At 76.4% G+C, this 17,728-nt stretch carries 15 protein-coding genes; 10 read left to right on the top strand and 5 right to left on the bottom strand.

Annotated elements, in window-relative coordinates; translation table 11 throughout:
• The first annotated feature begins 27 nt into the window (after positions 1–27).
• The 9 genes from EDC03_RS10600 (at position 28) to pstB (ending at position 11,706) form a co-directional block, all read left to right on the top strand.
• Positions 28–759, top strand: coding sequence for a VIT1/CCC1 transporter family protein (locus EDC03_RS10600; protein ID WP_123380217.1), 732 nt, complete (start codon positions 28–30; stop codon positions 757–759).
• 239 nt (positions 760–998) lie between these two features.
• Positions 999–2,651: an MDR family MFS transporter gene (locus tag EDC03_RS10595; protein WP_123380390.1), complete on the top strand. Its 1,653-nt coding sequence runs from the start codon at positions 999–1,001 to the stop codon at positions 2,649–2,651.
• A gap of 18 nt (positions 2,652–2,669) precedes the next feature.
• The gene (gene mshD, locus EDC03_RS10590; protein ID WP_123380216.1) at positions 2,670–3,656 is read left to right on the top strand and encodes a mycothiol synthase; all 987 of its coding nucleotides are present in this window, start codon (positions 2,670–2,672) and stop codon (positions 3,654–3,656) included.
• A gap of 71 nt (positions 3,657–3,727) precedes the next feature.
• Entirely contained in the window at positions 3,728–6,175 is a 2,448-nt protein-coding gene (locus tag EDC03_RS10585; protein WP_123380389.1) for an RNA degradosome polyphosphate kinase, read from the top strand.
• 137 nt (positions 6,176–6,312) lie between these two features.
• A complete protein-coding gene (locus EDC03_RS10580; RefSeq protein ID WP_199720157.1) occupies positions 6,313–7,350 on the top strand; it encodes an NUDIX hydrolase in 1,038 nt (345 codons plus the stop codon).
• A gap of 279 nt (positions 7,351–7,629) precedes the next feature.
• Complete coding sequence (pstS, locus tag EDC03_RS10575; protein WP_123380215.1) at positions 7,630–8,772, top strand: phosphate ABC transporter substrate-binding protein PstS; 1,143 nt, start codon at positions 7,630–7,632, stop codon at positions 8,770–8,772.
• A 2-nt stretch (positions 8,773–8,774) separates the two neighbouring features.
• Positions 8,775–9,728: a phosphate ABC transporter permease subunit PstC gene (pstC, locus tag EDC03_RS10570; RefSeq protein ID WP_123380214.1), complete on the top strand. Its 954-nt coding sequence runs from the start codon at positions 8,775–8,777 to the stop codon at positions 9,726–9,728.
• Positions 9,725–10,834 carry a phosphate ABC transporter permease PstA gene (gene pstA, locus EDC03_RS10565; protein ID WP_123380213.1) on the top strand — a complete coding sequence of 370 codons (1,110 nt, stop codon included), beginning with the start codon at positions 9,725–9,727 and terminating at the stop codon, positions 10,832–10,834. Before pstC ends, pstA begins: the two co-directional genes overlap by 4 nt.
• 92 nt (positions 10,835–10,926) lie before the next feature.
• Positions 10,927–11,706 carry a phosphate ABC transporter ATP-binding protein PstB gene (pstB, locus tag EDC03_RS10560; RefSeq protein WP_123380212.1) on the top strand — a complete coding sequence of 260 codons (780 nt, stop codon included), beginning with the start codon at positions 10,927–10,929 and terminating at the stop codon, positions 11,704–11,706.
• 93 nt (positions 11,707–11,799) lie between these two features.
• Here the strand turns inward: pstB and EDC03_RS10555 are convergent, their stop codons facing one another.
• The 3 genes from EDC03_RS10555 to EDC03_RS10545 are packed head-to-tail and all read right to left on the bottom strand — an operon-like array spanning position 11,800 to position 13,759.
• On the bottom strand, positions 11,800–12,816 hold the full coding sequence (locus EDC03_RS10555; protein ID WP_123380211.1) for an inorganic phosphate transporter: 1,017 nt from the start codon (positions 12,814–12,816) through the stop codon (positions 11,800–11,802).
• A 13-nt stretch (positions 12,817–12,829) separates the two neighbouring features.
• On the bottom strand, positions 12,830–13,456 hold the full coding sequence (locus EDC03_RS10550; RefSeq protein ID WP_123380210.1) for a DUF47 domain-containing protein: 627 nt from the start codon (positions 13,454–13,456) through the stop codon (positions 12,830–12,832).
• Between the two features lie 48 nt (positions 13,457–13,504).
• Complete coding sequence (locus EDC03_RS10545; protein WP_199720156.1) at positions 13,505–13,759, bottom strand: hypothetical protein; 255 nt, start codon at positions 13,757–13,759, stop codon at positions 13,505–13,507.
• Between the two features lie 171 nt (positions 13,760–13,930).
• Here EDC03_RS10545 and EDC03_RS10540 point away from each other — a divergent pair, with 171 nt between their 5' ends.
• Positions 13,931–15,022 carry a PHP domain-containing protein gene (locus EDC03_RS10540; RefSeq protein ID WP_241967140.1) on the top strand — a complete coding sequence of 364 codons (1,092 nt, stop codon included), beginning with the start codon at positions 13,931–13,933 and terminating at the stop codon, positions 15,020–15,022.
• 47 nt (positions 15,023–15,069) lie between these two features.
• On the opposite strand, the gene EDC03_RS10535 is transcribed toward EDC03_RS10540, so the two are convergent.
• Together EDC03_RS10535 and EDC03_RS10530 are read right to left on the bottom strand one after the other, a co-directional pair.
• The gene (locus EDC03_RS10535; protein WP_199720155.1) at positions 15,070–16,536 is read right to left on the bottom strand and encodes a mechanosensitive ion channel family protein; all 1,467 of its coding nucleotides are present in this window, start codon (positions 16,534–16,536) and stop codon (positions 15,070–15,072) included.
• 179 nt (positions 16,537–16,715) lie between these two features.
• Entirely contained in the window at positions 16,716–17,675 is a 960-nt protein-coding gene (locus EDC03_RS10530; protein WP_123380209.1) for a nitrilase-related carbon-nitrogen hydrolase, read from the bottom strand.
• Positions 17,676–17,728: the final 53 nt, after the last annotated feature.

Genomic DNA, 17,728 nt, shown 5'->3' with positions numbered 1-17,728 from the left:
CGGTGGCCACGGGCGCACGATGGGCCGGTGACGTCCGACGGCCGCCGAGCCGCTCCCTCCCGCGGCGAGCCGGTCCTCCACGACCGGTCGCTGGCCGCCCGGCTCAACCGGCTGCGCGCCGGGGTCCTCGGGGCCAACGACGGCATCGTCTCGGTCGCCGGCCTCGTCGTCGGCGTCGCGGGGGCGACGGCGTCCTCGTCCGCGCTGCTCGCCGCGGGCGTGGCCGGCCTCGTCGCCGGCGCCCTGTCGATGGCCGCCGGGGAGTACGTCTCGGTCTCCACCCAGCGCGACACGCAGGAGGCCGTCCTCGCCGTCGAGCGGCGCGAGCTGGCCGAGCTGCCGGCCGAGGAGCTCGACGAGCTGGCCGGCCTCTACGAGGGCAAGGGCCTGCCGCCCGCCCTCGCCCGGGAGGTCGCCGTGGCGCTGACGGCGCACGACGCCCTGCGCGCGCACGCGGACGCCGAGCTCGGCCTCGACCCGGACGAGGTGGTCAGCGCCTGGCAGGCGGCGTGGACGTCGGCGGGGGCCTTCACCGCCGGCGCCCTCCTCCCGCTGCTGGCCGTGCTCCTCGCCCCGACGGCGGTCAGGTTGCCCGTCTGCGTCGTCGCCGTCCTCGCGGCACTCGCGCTCACGGGGACCGTGTCCGCCCGCCTCGGTGGCGCGCCCCGCCTGCGGGCGGCCCTGCGGACGACGGCCGGCGGCGGGCTGGCCATGGCCGTCACGTACCTCGTCGGGCGCCTCGTGGGGACGGCGCTGTGACCCGTGCGGAGCAGGTTCCCGGCCGACCGGGGGAACAGTTGCCCAGGGCATACGGTTACGCCCTCGACCACGACGGAGACCAAGCCCGCGCAGGCGGGCCGGCAGGAGGTGGGCGCGTGAGCGTCGTCACCGGTACCAGCACGACCGCGGACCCCGACCGGGGCACCGCACCCACGCCGCCGGGCAGGGGCCCGGCCGCGTCCCCGGCGACGACGGCGGGACCGCCCCCCGGCACCGAGATGACGCACCGCCAGGTGCTCGAGGTGCTCGCGGGGCTGCTGTCCGGCCTCTTCACGGCGCTGCTGTCGACGACGATCGTCGCGACGGCGCTGCCCACGATCATCGGCGACCTCGGCGGCACGCAGACCGCCTACACGTGGGTCGTCACCGCGGCGCTCCTCGCGAACGCCGTCTCCACGCCCCTGTGGGGCAAGCTCGCCGACCTCGTCAGCAAGAAGCTCCTCGTCCAGGTCTCGCTCGTCGTCTTCGTGCTCGGCTCCGTCGTGGCCGCCGCGTCGCAGGACGTCACCCAGCTCATCGCCGCCCGCGTGGTCCAGGGCATCGGCATGGGCGGTCTCACCGCGCTCGTCGTGGCGATCATCGGGTCGGTCATCCCGCCGCGGCAGCGCGGCCGCTACTCCGGCTACATGGGCGCCGTCATGGCGGTCGCCATGTCCGGCGGCCCCATCGTCGGCGGCCTCGTCGTCGGCGTCGCCAGCTGGCGCTGGACCTTCCTCGCCTGCGTCCCGCTCGCCGTCGTGGCCCTCGTCCTCATCCAGCGCACGCTCGTCCTCGTCGAGGAGAAGCGGCGCCCGCGCGTCGACTGGCTCGGCGCGCTGCTCCTGACGACGGGCGTCAGCACGCTGCTGATCTGGGTCAGCTTCGTCGGCGACTCGTTCGCCTGGGTGTCCTGGCAGACCGGGGCCATGGTCGGCGGCGGCCTGCTGCTGTGCGTCGCGCTCGTCCTCGTCGAGCAGCGCCACCCCGAGCCGATTATCCCGCTCGAGGTGCTCAAGGAGCGCACGACCGCCCTCGCCGTCGTCGCCAGCATCGCGGTCGGCATCGGCCTCTTCGGGTCCAGCGTCTTCCTCGGCCAGTACTTCCAGACGGCCCGCGGCTACAGCGCCCTCGACGCCGGCCTGCTGACGCTGCCCAGCGTCGTCGGCTCGCTCGTCGGCACCATCGTCTCTGGTCGCCTCATCACCCGCTACGGCCGCTGGAAGCGCTTCCTCGTGGCCGGCGCCGTCCTCATGGTCGTCGGTCTCGGCGCGACCGGGACGATCGACCACCTCACCCCGCTGTGGCACGTCGGCGTCTTCATCGCCATCACCGGCCTCGGCACCGGCTGCCTCATGCAGAACCTCGTCCTCGCCGTCCAGAACACCGTGCCGCTGCGCCAGATCGGCGCGGCCTCGAGCTCCGTCGCCTTCTTCCGCACCCTGGGCGGCACCGTCGGCGTGTCGGTCCTCGGCTCGGTCCTGGCCTCCCGCGTGGCCACGCTGACGACCCAGGGCTTCGCCGACGCCGGCGTCGTCACCGGCTCGGACGGCGGCAACGGCGGCGGCAGCCTCGACGTCGGTGCTCTCCCCGGCCCGGCGCAGGAGGTCGTCCGCGCCGCCTACGGCGACGCCACCGGGCTGATCTTCGTGATCGCCGCCGTCTTCGCGCTCCTCACGCTCCTCGCCGTCTCCCTGGTCCGCGAGGTGCCGCTGCGCACGACGGTCGACGTCCAGGCGCCGGCCGAGGGGGCCGCCGCGCCCCTCACGGCGGCCGAGGGCGCCGCCGTCCCCGCGACCGACGCCCCCGCAACGGGGGCCCCGGCCGCCGACGAGCGCGCCGCCGCCCTGGCCGGCGCCCGGCACCTGCGCGGCGGGACCGGCTCCGCCGGCTGAGGTCCCTAGGGTCGGGACGTGGCCGCACCTGCCGAGACCCCCGACCCGACCGGCGACGCCGTCGCCCCCCCGCCGGGGGGCGACGGCGTCGTCGTCTCCACCGCTGCTCCCGACGCCGCGGCCGTCGACGCCGCGCTGGCGCTCGTCACCGCCGCAGAGCGCGCCGACGGCGTGCCCCCCGTCTCGGAGCAGCAGCTGCTGCGCCTGCGCGGCGGCGGGACGGCCCGCCACCTCCTCGCCCACGACGCCGGGGGCCGTCTCGTCGGCCTCGGCGTGCTCGACGCCGGGGACGGCGACGAGGAGGCCCTGGTCGCCGAGCTCGTCGTGGCCCAGGACGCCCGCCGCCGCGGCACCGGCGGGGCGCTGCTGCGGGCGGCCCGCGAGGCCGCCGGCACCCGCCCCTTGCGGCTCTGGATGCACGGCGCCCTGCCGGGCGCGCGGGCGCTGGCCGCCCGCGAGGGCCTCGTCCGGGTCCGCGAGCTCCTGACGATGGGCACCACCCTCGACGACGCCCTCCCGCCCCTCCCCGACCCCGACGGCGTGCGGCTGCGCGCCTTCGTCCCCGGCGCCGACGAGGAGGCGTGGCTGGGCGTCAACCGCCGCGCGTTCGCGACGCACCCCGAGCAGGGCGCGTGGACCCTGGACGACGTCCTCGCCCGCGAGCGCGAGCCCTGGTTCGACGCGGAGGGTCTCCTCCTCGCCGAGGACTCCGCCACCGGCGCCCTGCTGGGCTCGCACTGGACGAAGACCACGCCGACCGACGACGGCGGGCTGCGCGGGGAGGTCTACGTCGTCGGCGTCGACCCCTCCGCGCAGGGCCGCGGCGTCGGCCGGCTCGTCACGCTCGCCGGGCTGCACCACCTGCGCGGGCGCGGCGTCCGCGAGGTCGACCTCTACGTCGAGGGCGACAACGCCCCCGCCCTCGCCGTCTACACGCGGCTCGGCTTCGCCCGTACCGGCGCCGACGTCCTCGTCGCGACGCCGACCGCCGGCGGCACCCGGTGAGCGTCGGCCGCCGCGCCCGCCGACGACGCCGCGCCGCGCGCGGGGCGCCCGGGGCGCCGACCGGTGGCAGCATGACGAGGGTGACGACCACGGCGTCCGACGCCACCGTGCCGGGCGAGCCCAGCGGACCGGACGACGCCGCCCCGGCGGCCGCCGCCGCGCCCCCGGCGCCGCCCCTGCCCGCCCCCGAGCCCGCCCCGGGCGCCACCGCCGAGGGGGTGCCCGGCGACGCCCCGACCGCCACGGCCGCCCCGGCCGTGCCCGCGGCGGCGCGCCCCCCCCAGCCCGGGACCGCGGCCACCACGCCCGCCGGCCTCACCGGGCGGGCAGGGACCACCGACCCGGAGGCGGCCGAGCACCTCGGCGAGGCACCGCCCGTCCCCGTCCCGGGGGCGGCCGCCGGCGACGACGAGCCGCTGCCCGACGACCGCTTCCTCGACCGCGAGCTGTCGTGGCTGGCCTTCAACGACCGCGTCCTCCAGCTGGCCGAGGACGAGGACCTGCCCCTCCTCGAGCGCGCCCGCTTCCTCGCGATCTTCGCCTCGAACCTCGACGAGTTCTTCATGGTCCGCGTGGCCGGGCTCAAGCGGCGCATCGCCACGGGCCTCGCCGTGACGGCCGCCTCGGGGCTCCAGCCGCGCGAGGTGCTCTCGCGCATCAGCCGGCGCGCGCACGAGCTCATGGAGCGCCACGCCGCCGTCCACGCCGAGGTCGTGCGGCCGCGGCTGGTGGAGGAGGGCATCCGCCTCGTCCGGTGGGACGACCTCGACGCCGACGAGCACGCCCGCCTGTCGACCTTCTTCGACCGCCAGGTCTTCCCCGTCCTCACCCCGCTGGCGGTGGACCCGGCGCACCCCTTCCCCTACATCTCGGGGCTGTCGCTCAACCTCGCCGTCGTGGTCCGCAACCCCTCCACGGGCACGGAGCACTTCGCCCGCGTCAAGGTGCCGCCGCTGCTGCCGCGCCTCGTCCAGGTCGACGACGACGACGTGGCCGGCGCCGGCGGGGACACCCCCGGCGACGTGCGCTTCCTCCCGCTCGAGGAGCTCATGGCGGCGCACCTCGACCAGCTCTTCCCCGGCATGACCGTCGTCGCGACATCGGCCTTCCGCGTCACCCGCAACGAGGACCTCGAGGTCGAGGAGGACGACGCCGAGAACATCCTCCAGGCGCTCGAGCGGGAGCTGCTGCGCCGCCGGTTCGGCCCGCCCGTGCGGCTCGAGGTCGCCACCGACACCGACGAGACCGTCCGCGAGCTCCTCGTGCGCGAGCTCGGCGTGCGCGGCAGCGAGGTCTACGAGCTGCCCGCGCCGCTCGACCTGCGCTGCCTCAACGCGGTGGCCGACCTCGACCGGCCGTCGCTGAAGTACCCCAAGGCCGTCTCGCGGACGCACCACCTGCTCACCGACGGGCGCGAGACCTCCACGCCCGGAGACGTCTTCACGGCGATCCGCAAGCACGACATCCTCCTGCACCACCCCTACGACGCCTTCTCCACGAGCGTCCAGGAGTTCATCCAGCAGGCGGCGGCGGACCCCGACGTCCTCGCGATCAAGCAGACGCTGTACCGGACGAGCGGCGACTCGCCCATCGTCGACGCCCTCATCGACGCCGCCGACGCGGGCAAGCAGGTCGTGGCCCTCGTCGAGATCAAGGCGCGCTTCGACGAGCAGAACAACATCACGTGGGCCCGCAAGCTCGAGCAGGCCGGCGTCCACGTCGTCTACGGCATCGTCGGCCTCAAGACCCACGCGAAGCTGTGCCTCGTCGTCCGCCAGGAGCGCGAGGGGCTGCGCCGCTACTGCCACATCGGCACGGGCAACTACAACCCCAAGACGGCCCGGATCTACGAGGACATGGGCCTGCTGACCTGCGACGAGACGGTCGGCGAGGACGTCACCCGCCTCTTCAACCAGCTGTCGGGGTACGCCCCGCGCACGACCTTCTCGCGGCTGCTCGTGGCGCCCCGCTCCCTGCGCGCGGGCCTCGTCGAGCGGATCGAGCGGGAGGTCGAGCACCACCGCGCCGGCCGCCCCGCCAGCGTCGGCGTGAAGATGAACTCCATCGTCGACGAGACGGTCATCGACGCGCTCTACCGCGCCTCGCGCGCGGGCGTGCCGGTCACCGTCGTCGTCCGCGGCATCTGCGCGCTGCGGCCGGGCATCCCCGGCCTGTCGGAGACCGTGCGCGTCCGCTCGGTGCTCGGGCGCTTCCTCGAGCACAGCCGGATCTTCGCCTTCGCCGCGGGCGGCACGCCCGAGGTCTGGATCGGCAGCGCCGACATGATGCACCGCAACCTCGACCGCCGGGTCGAGGCGCTCGTCAAGATCGACGACGGCGCCGAGGTCGCGGAGCTCCTCGAGTACCTCGACCTCCAGGCCGACGACGGCACGTCCTCGTGGCACCTGGGGCCCGACGGCGCGTGGACCCGGCACTCCCGCGGGGAGGACGGCCGGCCCCTGCTGGACGTCCAGCAGCACCTCCTGGAGCGGCGGCACGCGTCCGCTGCGAGGTCCTGACCGCCGCACCGGCGCCGCGCCCCCGCCCGTGGCGCGGCGCCGAGGCCCGGGAGGCCCCCCTCCCCGGGCCGGGCCCGTACCGCGCCCCCTCCGGGCGCGACGCCGGGCCCGTCCCGACGCCGCCGCCCGCCCCGGCGGTGCCCGGCCCCCTGCCCGGGCCGCCCCCGGGCCCGGTCCCGGGGGTCGCCGGCCACCCGGCGGGCGGCACCCACCGCGCCGACCCCGTCCGCGCCGCCGGCGCCCTGTGCTGGCACGTGCGCGGCGGCGTCCTGCGGGTGCTCCTCGTGCACCGCCCGCGGTACGACGACTGGTCGTTCCCCAAGGGCAAGCTCGAGGCGGGCGAGCCCGCGGCCGTCGCCGCCGTCCGCGAGGTCGCCGAGGAGACGGGGCTGCGCATCGCGCTCGGCCGCCCGCTGCCCACGGCGCGGTACGTGCTGGGCACCAGCCGGTCCGAGCGCGACCGCGGCCGGTCCGAGCGCGTCGTCAAGCAGGTGCAGTACTGGGCCGCGCACGTCCCGCAGGGCACCTCGCCCCGCCCGCCGCGGCCCCACGAGGTGGACCGGACGGCCTGGGTCGACGTCGAGGAGGCCGCGCGGCGGCTGACCCGCCGCGGCGACCAGGTCCAGCTGCGCGCGCTCGTCGCGGCCCACCGCGAGGGGGCGCTGGAGACGTGGCCGCTCGTCGTCGTCCGGCACGGCCACGCCCGTCCCACGACGGTGTGGGCGCACGACGAGGCCGACCGCCCGCTCGTGGGCGCCGGGCGCCGCGAGGCCGCACAGCTCGCCGTCCTCCTCCGCTCGTGGGCCCCCGCCCGCGTCGTCTCGAGCCCGTGGGAGCGGTGCCTGCAGACGGTGCGTCCCTTCGTCGAGGCCACGGGCACCCGGCTGCGGACGAAGGGCCGGCTCACCGAGTCGGCGCACCGCCGTGACCCGGGGAAGGTGGCCGCGTACACGGCGAAGCTCGTGGCCAAGGGGCGGCCGGTGGTGCTGTGCACGCACCGTCCCGTCCTCGCGACGGTGCTCGCGACGCTCGCCGAGCGCGCCGCGCACCCCGGTGCGGCAGAGGCGGTCCCGAGCGACGACCCCTGGCTGGCGCCCGGCGAGGCCCTCGTGGCGCACGTGTGCCGCCGCACCGAGCGGGTGGTCGCGGTGGAGCGGCACCGCCCCCTCCCCTGACGCCGGGCCCCTCGCGCGGCCGGTGGCCGGCGGTGCCGGAGCGTGACGAGCGGTGCGAGCCGGGGCCTTCCGGACACGGCCACGACGTGCCACCCTGACGCTGCGTCGACGACCCCCACCGCCGCGTCGCCGGTCGCGCCGCCCTGCCATGCCTCGTTCACCCGGCGTTCACCGAGGCAGTCCGACGGCGACACCCGCCCTCCTTAGCGTCGTGCCCGGCGGCGGACCACGTCGCCCCGACGGCCACCCGGCCGCCCTTCGACGAGAGGCCACCACCTCATGCGCAGCACCACCTCGCGCGCGGCGCGCGCCGCCCTGGCGACGACGTCCGCCGCGGCCCTCGCCCTCTCCCTCGCCGCCTGCAGCGCGGCCAACGAGCCCGACGCCTCGGGCGGCGGCGCGGGAGACCCCAGCGCCTCCGGCGAGGCCCCTGAGGGCGGCGGCGACCTCTCCGGCGACCTCAACGGTGCGGGCGCCAGCTCGCAGCAGGCCGCCGTCCAGGCGTGGGTCGCGGGCTTCAACAGCCAGAACCCCGACGTGACGGTCAACTACGAGCCCTCCGGCTCCGGCGCCGGCCGCGAGCAGTTCCTCGCGGGCGCCGTGAGCTTCGCCGGCTCCGACGCCTACCTGGACGACGAGGAGCTGACCCAGGCCGAGTCGGTCTGCACGGACGGGGCGATCGACATCCCCGTCTACGTCTCCCCCATCGCCGTCGTCTACAACCTCGAGGGCGTCGAGGACCTGCAGCTCTCGCCCGCGACGATCGCCGGCATCTTCAACCAGACCATCACCTCGTGGGACGCCCCCGAGATCGCGGCCGACAACCCCGACGCGACCCTCCCCGCGCAGGCCATCACCCCGGTCAACCGCTCCGACGACTCCGGCACCACGGAGAACTTCACGGAGTTCCTCTCGGCCACGGCGCCCGACGTCTGGACCGAGGAGCCCGACGGCGTCTTCCCGATCGCCGGCGGCGAGGCCGCCCAGGGCACGTCCGGCGTCATCTCGGCCGTCCAGGCGGGCGCCGGCGCCATCGGCTACGCCGACGCGAGCCAGGCCGCCGACCTCGGCGTCGTCGCGGTCGGCGTGGGCGACGACTTCGTCCTGCCCACCGAGGAGGCCGCCGCCACGGCGCTCGACGTCTCCACCCGCGTCGAGGGTCGGCCCGAGGGCGACATCGCCATCGACATCGACCGGACGACGACCGAGGCCGGCGCCTACCCGGTGATCCTCGTGAGCTACGGCATCGCCTGCAAGGGCTACGAGGACGCCGCCACGGGCGAGCTCGTCGCGGCCTGGATGTCCTACGTCGTGTCCGAGGACGGCCAGGCCGCCTCCGAGGAGGCCGCCGGCTCCGCGCCGATCTCGGACGAGCTCCGCGCCGAGGCCGAGGACTCCATCGCCCTCATCGCCGGCAGCTGACCATGGCCGCGCCCGTCGCCACTCCCGCCCGGTCGACGGGCGCCCGGCGCCGCCCCGGGGACACCGCGTTCTCCGGGGCGGCGGCGGGCAGCGCCGTCCTCATCCTCGTCGTCCTCGCGGGCGTCGCGCTCTTCCTCCTCGTCCAGGCCTTCCCGGCCATCACCGCCGACCCGGCGGACCTGCCCGGCGGCGAGGGCCTCGCGGTCTACGTCGTGCCGCTGCTCTTCGGCACGATCCTCGCCTCGCTCGTCGCCCTCGTCGTGGCGACGCCCTTCGCCGTGGGCATCGCGCTCTTCACGTCGCACTACGCCCCTCGGCGCCTGTCCCAGGCCCTCGGGTACGTCGTCGACCTCCTCGCCGCCGTGCCGAGCATCGTCTACGGCCTCTGGGGCGTCTTCGTCCTCGCGCCGACGCTGCAGCCGGCCTACGCCTGGCTCGCGGAGAACGTCGGCTGGGTCCCCTTCTTCGCCGGCCCCGCCTCGGCGACCGGCCGGACGATCCTCACGGCCTCGCTCGTGCTCGCCGTGATGATCCTGCCGATCATCACGGCGTTGTCCCGTGAGGTGTTCCTCCAGACGCCCCGTCTCCACGAGGAGGCCGCGCTGGCCCTCGGGGCGACCCGGTGGGAGATGATCCGGTACGCGGTCATCCCCTACGGCCGCTCCGGCATCATCAGCGCGTCGATGCTCGGTCTGGGCCGCGCCCTCGGCGAGACGATGGCCGTGGCCCTCGTCCTGTCCGGCTCCGCCGTGGGCATCACGTTCAACCTCATCAGCAGCGGGAACCCGACGACGATCGCGGCGAACATCGCGCTGCAGTTCCCCGAGGCCACCGGGCTCGGCGTCAACACGCTCATCGCCACGGGCCTCGTCCTCTTCGTCGTCACCTTCGCCGTCAACTTCGCCGCGCGCGCCGTCGTCAACCGCCGCAAGGACTTCTCGGGAGCTGCCGGATGAGCCGCACCTCGCCGCCCCCCGCCGCCCCGTCGGCGCCGGGCGTCCCCGGCACCACCCCGCCCGGGCCGCGGCCCACCTCCCTCGGCAGCGGCAGCGGGCGGCTGCCCCGGTGGGCGCCGGCGGGTGCCGTCGGCCTCGCCGTGCTGCTGGCGGTGGCGCTGGCCGTCACGGGCACCTCGGCGATCCTCGCCGCCGTCGTCGGCGCCGCGGTGGCGACCCTGCTCCTCGTCGGCGCCTCGCGCGCCGTCGAGGGGCCGCGCCGGGCGACGGACCGCTTCGTCACGTGCCTCGTCACCATCGCCTTCGCGGTGGCGCTCGCGCCGCTCCTGTCGCTGCTCTTCACGGTGATCAGCCGCGGCGCACGGCGCCTCGACGGCGAGTTCCTCACCTTCTCGATGCTCGGGGTCGTCGGCGAGGGCGGCGGCGCTTACCACGCGATGATGGGCACGCTCATCATCACCCTCATCGCGACCCTCATCTCGGTGCCCATCGGCGTCATGACCGCCATCTACCTCGTCGAGTACGGCGGCGGGAAGCTGGCCCGCTGGATCACGTTCCTCGTCGACGTCATGACGGGCATCCCGTCGATCGTCGCCGGGCTCTTCGCCATCGCCCTCTTCACGCTCTTCTTCGGCCCGGGCGTCCGGATGGGCGTCATCGGCTCCGTCGCCCTGTCGGTGCTGATGATCCCGATCGTCGTCCGGTCGGTGGAGGAGATGCTGAAGATCGTGCCGGCCGAGCTGCGCGAGGCCGCCTACGCCCTCGGCGTCCCCAAGTGGCTGACCATCGTCAAGGTGGTCCTCCCGACCGCCGTCTCGGGCATCGCGAGCGGCATCACCATCGCCATCGCCCGCGTCATCGGGGAGACGGCCCCGCTGCTCGTCACGGTCGGCATCACGACCGGGCTGAACCTCAACCCCTTCGACGGGCGCATGGCCACGCTCCCGGTGTACGCCTACTACCAGTTCACGCAGCCGGGCGTCCCGGCCGAGGCCGCGATCGACCGGGCCTGGACGGCGGCGCTCCTGCTCATCATCATCGTCATGCTGCTCAACGTCGTGGCCCGTGTCGTGGCCCGCGCCCTCGCCCCCAAGGGCGCCCGGTGAGCGCCGGCCGCGTCGGGCCCGCCGGCGCCGCGCGACCCGCCCGCCCCGACCTGACCCCCCGACCCGCCGGCGACACCCGCAGGAGGCCCTCCATGAGCCGTCGCATCGACGTCTCCGACCTCGACATCTACTACGGCTCCTTCCTGGCCGTCGAGGGCGTCTCGATGGCCATCGAGCCCCGTAGCGTCACGGCCCTCATCGGCCCGTCCGGCTGCGGCAAGTCGACCTTCCTCCGGTCGCTCAACCGCATGCACGAGGTCATCCCCGGCGCCCGCGTCGACGGCAAGGTCGTCCTCGACGGCCAGGACCTCTACGGCAGCGACATGGACCCCGTGGACGTGCGGCGCAACATCGGCATGGTGTTCCAGCGCCCCAACCCGTTCCCGACGATGTCCATCGCTGAGAACGTCCTCGCCGGCATGCGCCTCAACAACAAGCGCCTCAAGCGCTCGGAGGCCGACGACCTCGTCGAGCGCGCGCTGCAGGGCGCCAACCTCTGGAACGAGGTCAAGGACCGCCTCGACCGCCCGGGCGCCGGCCTCTCCGGCGGTCAGCAGCAGCGGCTGTGCATCGCCCGCGCCATCGCGGTGCAGCCGCAGGTGCTCCTCATGGACGAGCCGTGCTCCGCGCTCGACCCCATCTCGACCCTCGCCATCGAGGACCTCATGGTCGAGCTGAAGAAGGACTACACGATCGTCATCGTCACCCACAACATGCAGCAGGCGTCCCGGGTGTCGGACCGCACGGCCTTCTTCAACATCGCGGGCACCGGCAAGCCGGGCAAGCTCATCGAGATGGACGCCACCGAGACGATCTTCTCGACGCCGTCCGTCAAGGCCACCGAGGACTACGTCAGCGGCCGCTTCGGCTGAGCCGGACCCCCTCGCGCCGGACGCCCGGTCCCCCTCGGGGGCCGGGCGTCCGTGCGTCCCGGGGTCGTGCGGCGCGCGGGCCGGGCGCCGCGGTCACGCCCCGGCGAGCAGGTCGAGCACGACGACGACGACGGCCGCGAGCAGCGCCGACGCCGGGACGGTGACCACCCACGCGACGAGCACCCGCCGGACCACGTGCCAGCGCACCCGGCGCAGCGACGTGGCGGCGCCCGCGCCGACAACGGCCGACGTCACCGAGAGGGACGTCGAGACCGGCTGCCCGAGGATCAGCGCGGAGACGTGCAGCGCGCCGGCCGTCGCGGTCTGGGCGGCGAGCGCGGCCGGGGCGTCGAGGGTCACCAGCCGCTCCCCCACCGTCCGGGCGATGGGGCGGCCGCCGGTCGCGTAGCCGGCGGCCAGCGCGACCGCCACGACGACGACGGCCCACACGGGCGGGTCCGGGTGGTCGAGCGTGCTGGCCCCCGGCACCGTGCCCGCCGCCACCAGCCCGGTGACGACGACGGCCGCGGTGCGCTGCGCGTCGATGACGCCGCTGCCGACCGCGGTGGCCGCCGCCGCGACGGCCGTGGCCGTCCGCATCCGGCGGTGGGCGCGCGCCGGCATCGCCGCCGCCGCGAGGCGGCACAGCAGCAGGTACGTCGCCGCGGACAGGCCGCCGACCACGACGACGACGACGAACGCCGGCACCACCACCGCCCCGAGCAGGGCGTCCCAGCGGACGCCGCCCGTCGACGAGCCCAGCCCCGCGCCGGCGACGCCGCCGAAGAGGGCCTGCGTCGTCGAGGTGGGCAGCCCCCGCCAGAAGGTGACGAGGTTCCAGACGAGGGCGCCCGCCAGCGCCGCCACGAGCACGCGCAGGCCCTCGGGGCCGGACGGGACGACGGCGACGTCGGGCACCGCGAGGGTCACCCACAGCCCGCCGAGGAGGCCGCCGAGGACCACGAGGACAGCCGCGAGCAGGGCCGCGGCCCTGGGGTCGAGCGCGCGCACCGCGACGGGCGCCGCCGTGGTGCCGGCCGCGCCGTGGAGGCCGTTGGAGACGGCGAAGGCGAGGGCCAGGACGACGACGGCCACGAGCAGGGCCGTCACGGGTGAGGGCTCATCAGGGCTCCACGAGGGCGATGGTCTCGACGACGTGCGCGAGGCGCTCGAAGGCGGCGGTGGCCGCCTCGAGCCGCTCGACGACGTCGCGCAGGCGCAGCGCGCGCACGAGGTCGCCGGACTGCTCGGCGAGGTCGAGGGTCGTGGCGCGCAGCCCGAGGAGGACCTCCGACGCGCGGTTGTCGAGGCGGTTGACCTCGACCCAGTACTCGGCGAGGCGGTCGGCCTGCTCGACGCGCGGCATGGCCGCCACCGTCAGCTCGGCCTGGCGGACGAGGACCTGCGCGACGTCGACGACCTCGCGCGGCAACGTCTCGAGGCGGTGGACGACGACGAGCCGTGCGGTGGCGGTGATCTCGTCGAGGCACGTGTCGAGGGCCTGCGCCAGGTGCTGGACGTCGCGCCGGGCGAAGGGCGGGCCGAAGGTCGAGGTGAGGCGCCGGGCGACGAGGTGGACGGCGTCGTCGGCGTCGTGCTCGGCCTCGACGAGGCGGGCGAGCAGGGCGGGCCGGGCGGCGGCCGGGCCGCCGAGGAGCTCGGCCAGCACCTGCGCCCCCGCGAGGACGGAGCCGGCGACGCGGCCGAAGAGGACCGGGAAGGAGCCCTGCGAGCGCGGGCGCAGACGCACGGGACCTCCTGCGGGACGGGCGGCCGCGGGGGCCGGGGGCGGACCAGGCTAGGGCAGCGCCCCGCCGTCGCCGTCCACCGCGGCCCCGCCCCCGTCGGCCGCCGGGGCGTCGTCGACCCCGAGGGCGTCGTCGATCTCGGCGGGGGTCAGCGACCCGTCCTTCTCCGAGGCGGCGACGACGACGGCGCCGTAGAGCTCGATCTCGTCGGCCAGCTCGACGTCGCCGAGCGCGCCGGGGGGCACCGGGGGGAGGGGGACGGGCGTGACCTGCCCGCCGTCGGGCCGACCGCTCTCGGGTGCCACACCTGCTCCTCATCTCCCCCGAGACGTCGGGGCGCGCTCGCGCCCACGGGCCCGCCCGGGCTGTGCACGACCCCCCTGCCGACCTCCGCGCACGCTACGCCGCCGAGCACCGCCCCGTGCCCCGGAGGGCACGAGTGACCCGGACGGGTCGCGACGACCTACGGTCGGGGGGTGGCGGACCGGCGGGACGAGACGGACCTGGCCGCGGAGGTGCTCGGGGCGCTGCGGCGCACCGCCTTCCTCCTCGAGCGCGAGCTGGCGAGCACCCACCGGGTCAAGGCCTTCCGGGGGGCGGCGACGACGATCGGCCGCACGCCGCCCGACGAGCTGGCCCGGCGCGTGGACGCCGGCACCCTCGACGAGCTGCCCGGCGTCGGGCGCACGACGGCCGCCCTCGTCGCCGACGTCGCGGCCGGCCGGCGACCGGCCTACCTCGTCGAGCTCGAGGAGCGGCAGGCCCCGCTCGTCGACCCGGACGACGAGGGGGCGGCGGGCGGCGCGGCGCTGCGGGCCGCCCTGCGCGGCGACCTGCACCTGCACTCCGACTGGAGCGACGGCGGCAGCCCCGTGGAGGACATGGCCGTCACGGCCGTCGAGCTCGGCCACGAGTACGCGGCGCTCACCGACCACTCGCCCCGCCTCAAGGTCGCCCACGGGCTGACGCCGGCGCGGCTGCGGAAGCAGCTGGAGCTGCTCGACGGGCTGGCGGCGCCGCTGGCCCCCTTCCGGCTGCTCTCGGGCATCGAGGTCGACGTCCTCTCCGACGGCGCGCTCGACCAGGAGGACGAGCTGCTCGGCCGGCTCGACGTCGTCGTCGCCTCGGTCCACTCCGAGCTGCGGATGGAGCGGCGGGCGATGACCCGGCGCATGGTCCGCGCCGTGCAGGACCCGCACACCGACGTGCTCGGCCACTGCACGGGCCGGTACGTGCAGCCGCGCGAGGGCGTCGGGAAGGCGCGCCCGGAGAGCGAGTTCGACGCCGGGGCCGTCTTCGCCGCCTGCGCGGAGGCCGGGGTGGCGGTGGAGGTCAACTCGCGCCCCGAGCGGCTCGACCCGCCGCTGCGCCTGCTGCGCCTGGCCGTCGAGGCCGGGTGCCTCTTCAGCATCGACACCGACGCCCACGCCCCCGGCCAGCTGGACTGGCAGGAGCGCGGCTGCGCCCGCGCCGCCCGCTGCGGCGTCCCGCCCGAGCGGGTCGTCAACACCTGGCCGGTCGAGGACCTGCTCGCCTGGACCGCGGACCACGCGCACCGCCCCGCCTGACCACCGCCTCCTGGACGTGGGACCACGACGGGGCGGTGCGGCGTCGGTCAGCGCTGCGCCGGGTCCCGGTCGGCGGCCAGCTCGTCCCGCCAGCTGCGGGGCTCGTCCGCGGTGTCGGCGCCGTCACGCTCGCCCGAGCGGGCGGCGTCGGCGGCGCGGCGCTCGGCCATCTCGGACTCGCCCGGGCCCTGGAAGTCCCGCGCGCGCGTGACGGCGGCGATGCTGCCGGTGAACAGGCCCGTCTCCCCCGTGGAGGGTGCGGGCCGCTGCTCGTCGGCGCTCCCCGCCCGGCGCGGGGCCGGTGGCGCGGGCGGCGTCGGGTGCGTCCCCGTGCGCTGCTCGACCGGCAGGCGCGGCTCCTCGCGCTCCTCGTGGACCGGCCGGCCGCCCGTCGTGGCGCCGCCGGCGACGTCGGCCACGCGGCTGCGCGGGAGGGCGTCCGGCGCGTTGACCTGCATCCACACGACGAGGGCCTCGCGGACCTCGGCGCGCAGGTCCGCGAGCGTCGGCCCGTCGACGGCGCTGACGATGACCCGGAGGTTGATCGCCCCGCCGACGGCGTCCATGACCTGCAGCAGGCCCACGCGGCCGTCCCACCGGTCGGTGGCGGCCAGCACGCGGTCCAGCTCGGCGCGCAGGCCCTCGAGCGGGACCGACCAGTCGACGTCGAGCATGACGGTGCCCATGACCTGCGAGTCCTTGCGCGTCCAGTTCTCGAAGGGCGTCGTCGTGAAGTACGTCGACGGGAGGATGAGGCGCCGGTCGTCCCAGACGTGGACCACCACGTAGGTGAGGGTGATCTCCTCGATGCGCCCCCACTCCCCCTCGACGACGACGACGTCGTCGACGCGGATGCCGTCCGTGAAGGCGATCTGCAGGCCGGCGAAGAGGTTGGCGATGGAGGTCTGCGCGGCGAGGCCGGCCACGATGCCCACGACGCCGGCCGAGGCGAAGAGGGTGGCGCCGTACTCCCGCGCGCCGGGGATGGTGAGGAGCATCGCGCCGACGGCGAAGACGACGATGATCGCGACGGTGAGCCGGCGGAGCAGCGACGCCTGGGTCTGGACGCGGCGGGCGCGCCGGTTGTCGGCGACGTCCGTCCCGTAGCGCGAGAGCGTCACGTCCTCGAGGACGAAGACGGCCGACGCCACGATCCAGGCGACCATCGCGATGATGACGAGGTTGGCCACGTAGGCGAGCGGCTCCGCCCACCCGGCCTGCAGCGTCGCGGCCTCGAGGACCACCCGGGCCGCCACGACGACGAGCAGCACCCGGAAGGGCCGCCGAGCGCGCTGCTCGACGTCGGCGACGACGGCCGACCGGCGTCCGACCCGGCGGGCGACGCCCGTGACGAGCAGGCCGACGACGAAGGCCGCCGCGACGCCGACGAGCAGGTACAGCAGCACGGTGGACGCCGACGCCTCGACGATGTCGGAGGGCAGGGCCGCCTCGGTGACGGCGCCCGAGCCCTCCTCGTCGGGAGCGGTCGTGGCGAGCAGGGCAGGCAGGTGCACGGGGGCGGACCTCCGGGGGCTGGTGGCGTACGGCGGCGACGTCGACGGCGCCCGGCAGCCGTCCACGATGCGCGACGGGGCCGTCCCCCGGCAAGCCGGGCCCCGCCGCGGGCCCGCCCTCGGAGCCCCTCCTGCGTGCGCTCCCAGCGCCCTGCCAGCCGACGGCCCCCGGCCGGGCGTCAGAGGCCGGGCAGCGCCGCCCCGGGCACGTCGAGGGCGTCGGCGGCGCCCGCAGCGCCCATCTCGACCCGCGGGACGGGCAGCAGGTCCACGAGCGGGGCGACGACGCTGCCGTAGAGGTCGGGCCGGCGGTCGTTCCAGAAGTGGCCCGGCCGGCCCGGGGCGCGGTCGCGGGAGGCGTGGAGGTCGACGTCGGCCCAGGCGGTGCCCTCGCCGACGACGGGCTCGCTGACGACCCAGCCCTCGGCGCTGACGACGGCGGAGCCCTCGGTCCACTCGACGCCGAGCTCGGTGCCCGTGCGGTCGGCGCAGACGACGGCGACGTGGTTGGCCCGGGCCGCGCCCATGGCCGCGACCTGGCCGATGGGCCGCTCGCCCGCGGGGCGCGGGCCCCGCTCCCAGTTCGTCGGCACGGCGATCAGGTCGGCACCGGCGAGGGCGGCCGCGCGGGGCCACTCGGGGAAGCCCAGGTCGTAGCAGATGAGGGCCGCGACCCGGCCGTGCGCCGTCTCCACGACGGTGGGCGCGGCGCCGCCGGGCGTGAACAGCCGCCGCTCGCCGCCCCACAGATGCACCTTGCGGTAGACGGCGCGCACGCCGGACGCGTCGACGACGGCGGCGCTGTTGTGGACCGCGCCGTCCTCGCCCAGCTCGCAGAAGCCGCCGACGACGACGGCGCCGGGCCGCGCCCGGCAGGCGTCGGCCCACCCGGTCAGCACCGACGAGCCGGCGGTGACGGCGAGCGAGCGCGCCTCGTCGGCGTCGGCCATGAGGTAGCCGCTCGTGACGAGCTCGGGCAGGACCACGAGGTCGACGCCCGCCGCGAGCGCCGCGGAGACCGCGGCGGTCGACCGTTCGGTGTTGCCGGCGAGGTCGCCGAGGACCGGCGCCAGCTGCAGGGCGGCCACGCGGGCCGGGGGACGGGCGGGCTCGTCACGGGTGACGACGACGTGGCTCACGGGCTGCTCCGATCGGCGGAGGTGGGGCTCGGCGGGGCGCGAGAGCCGGACGG

It is taken from the genome of Pseudokineococcus lusitanus (assembly GCF_003751265.1).
In the GTDB taxonomy this organism is placed as follows: Bacteria; Actinomycetota; Actinomycetes; order Actinomycetales; family Quadrisphaeraceae; genus Pseudokineococcus; species Pseudokineococcus lusitanus.
The sequence above is the reverse complement of the archived record's forward strand: the minus strand, read 5'-3'. Positions and strand labels throughout refer to the sequence as shown.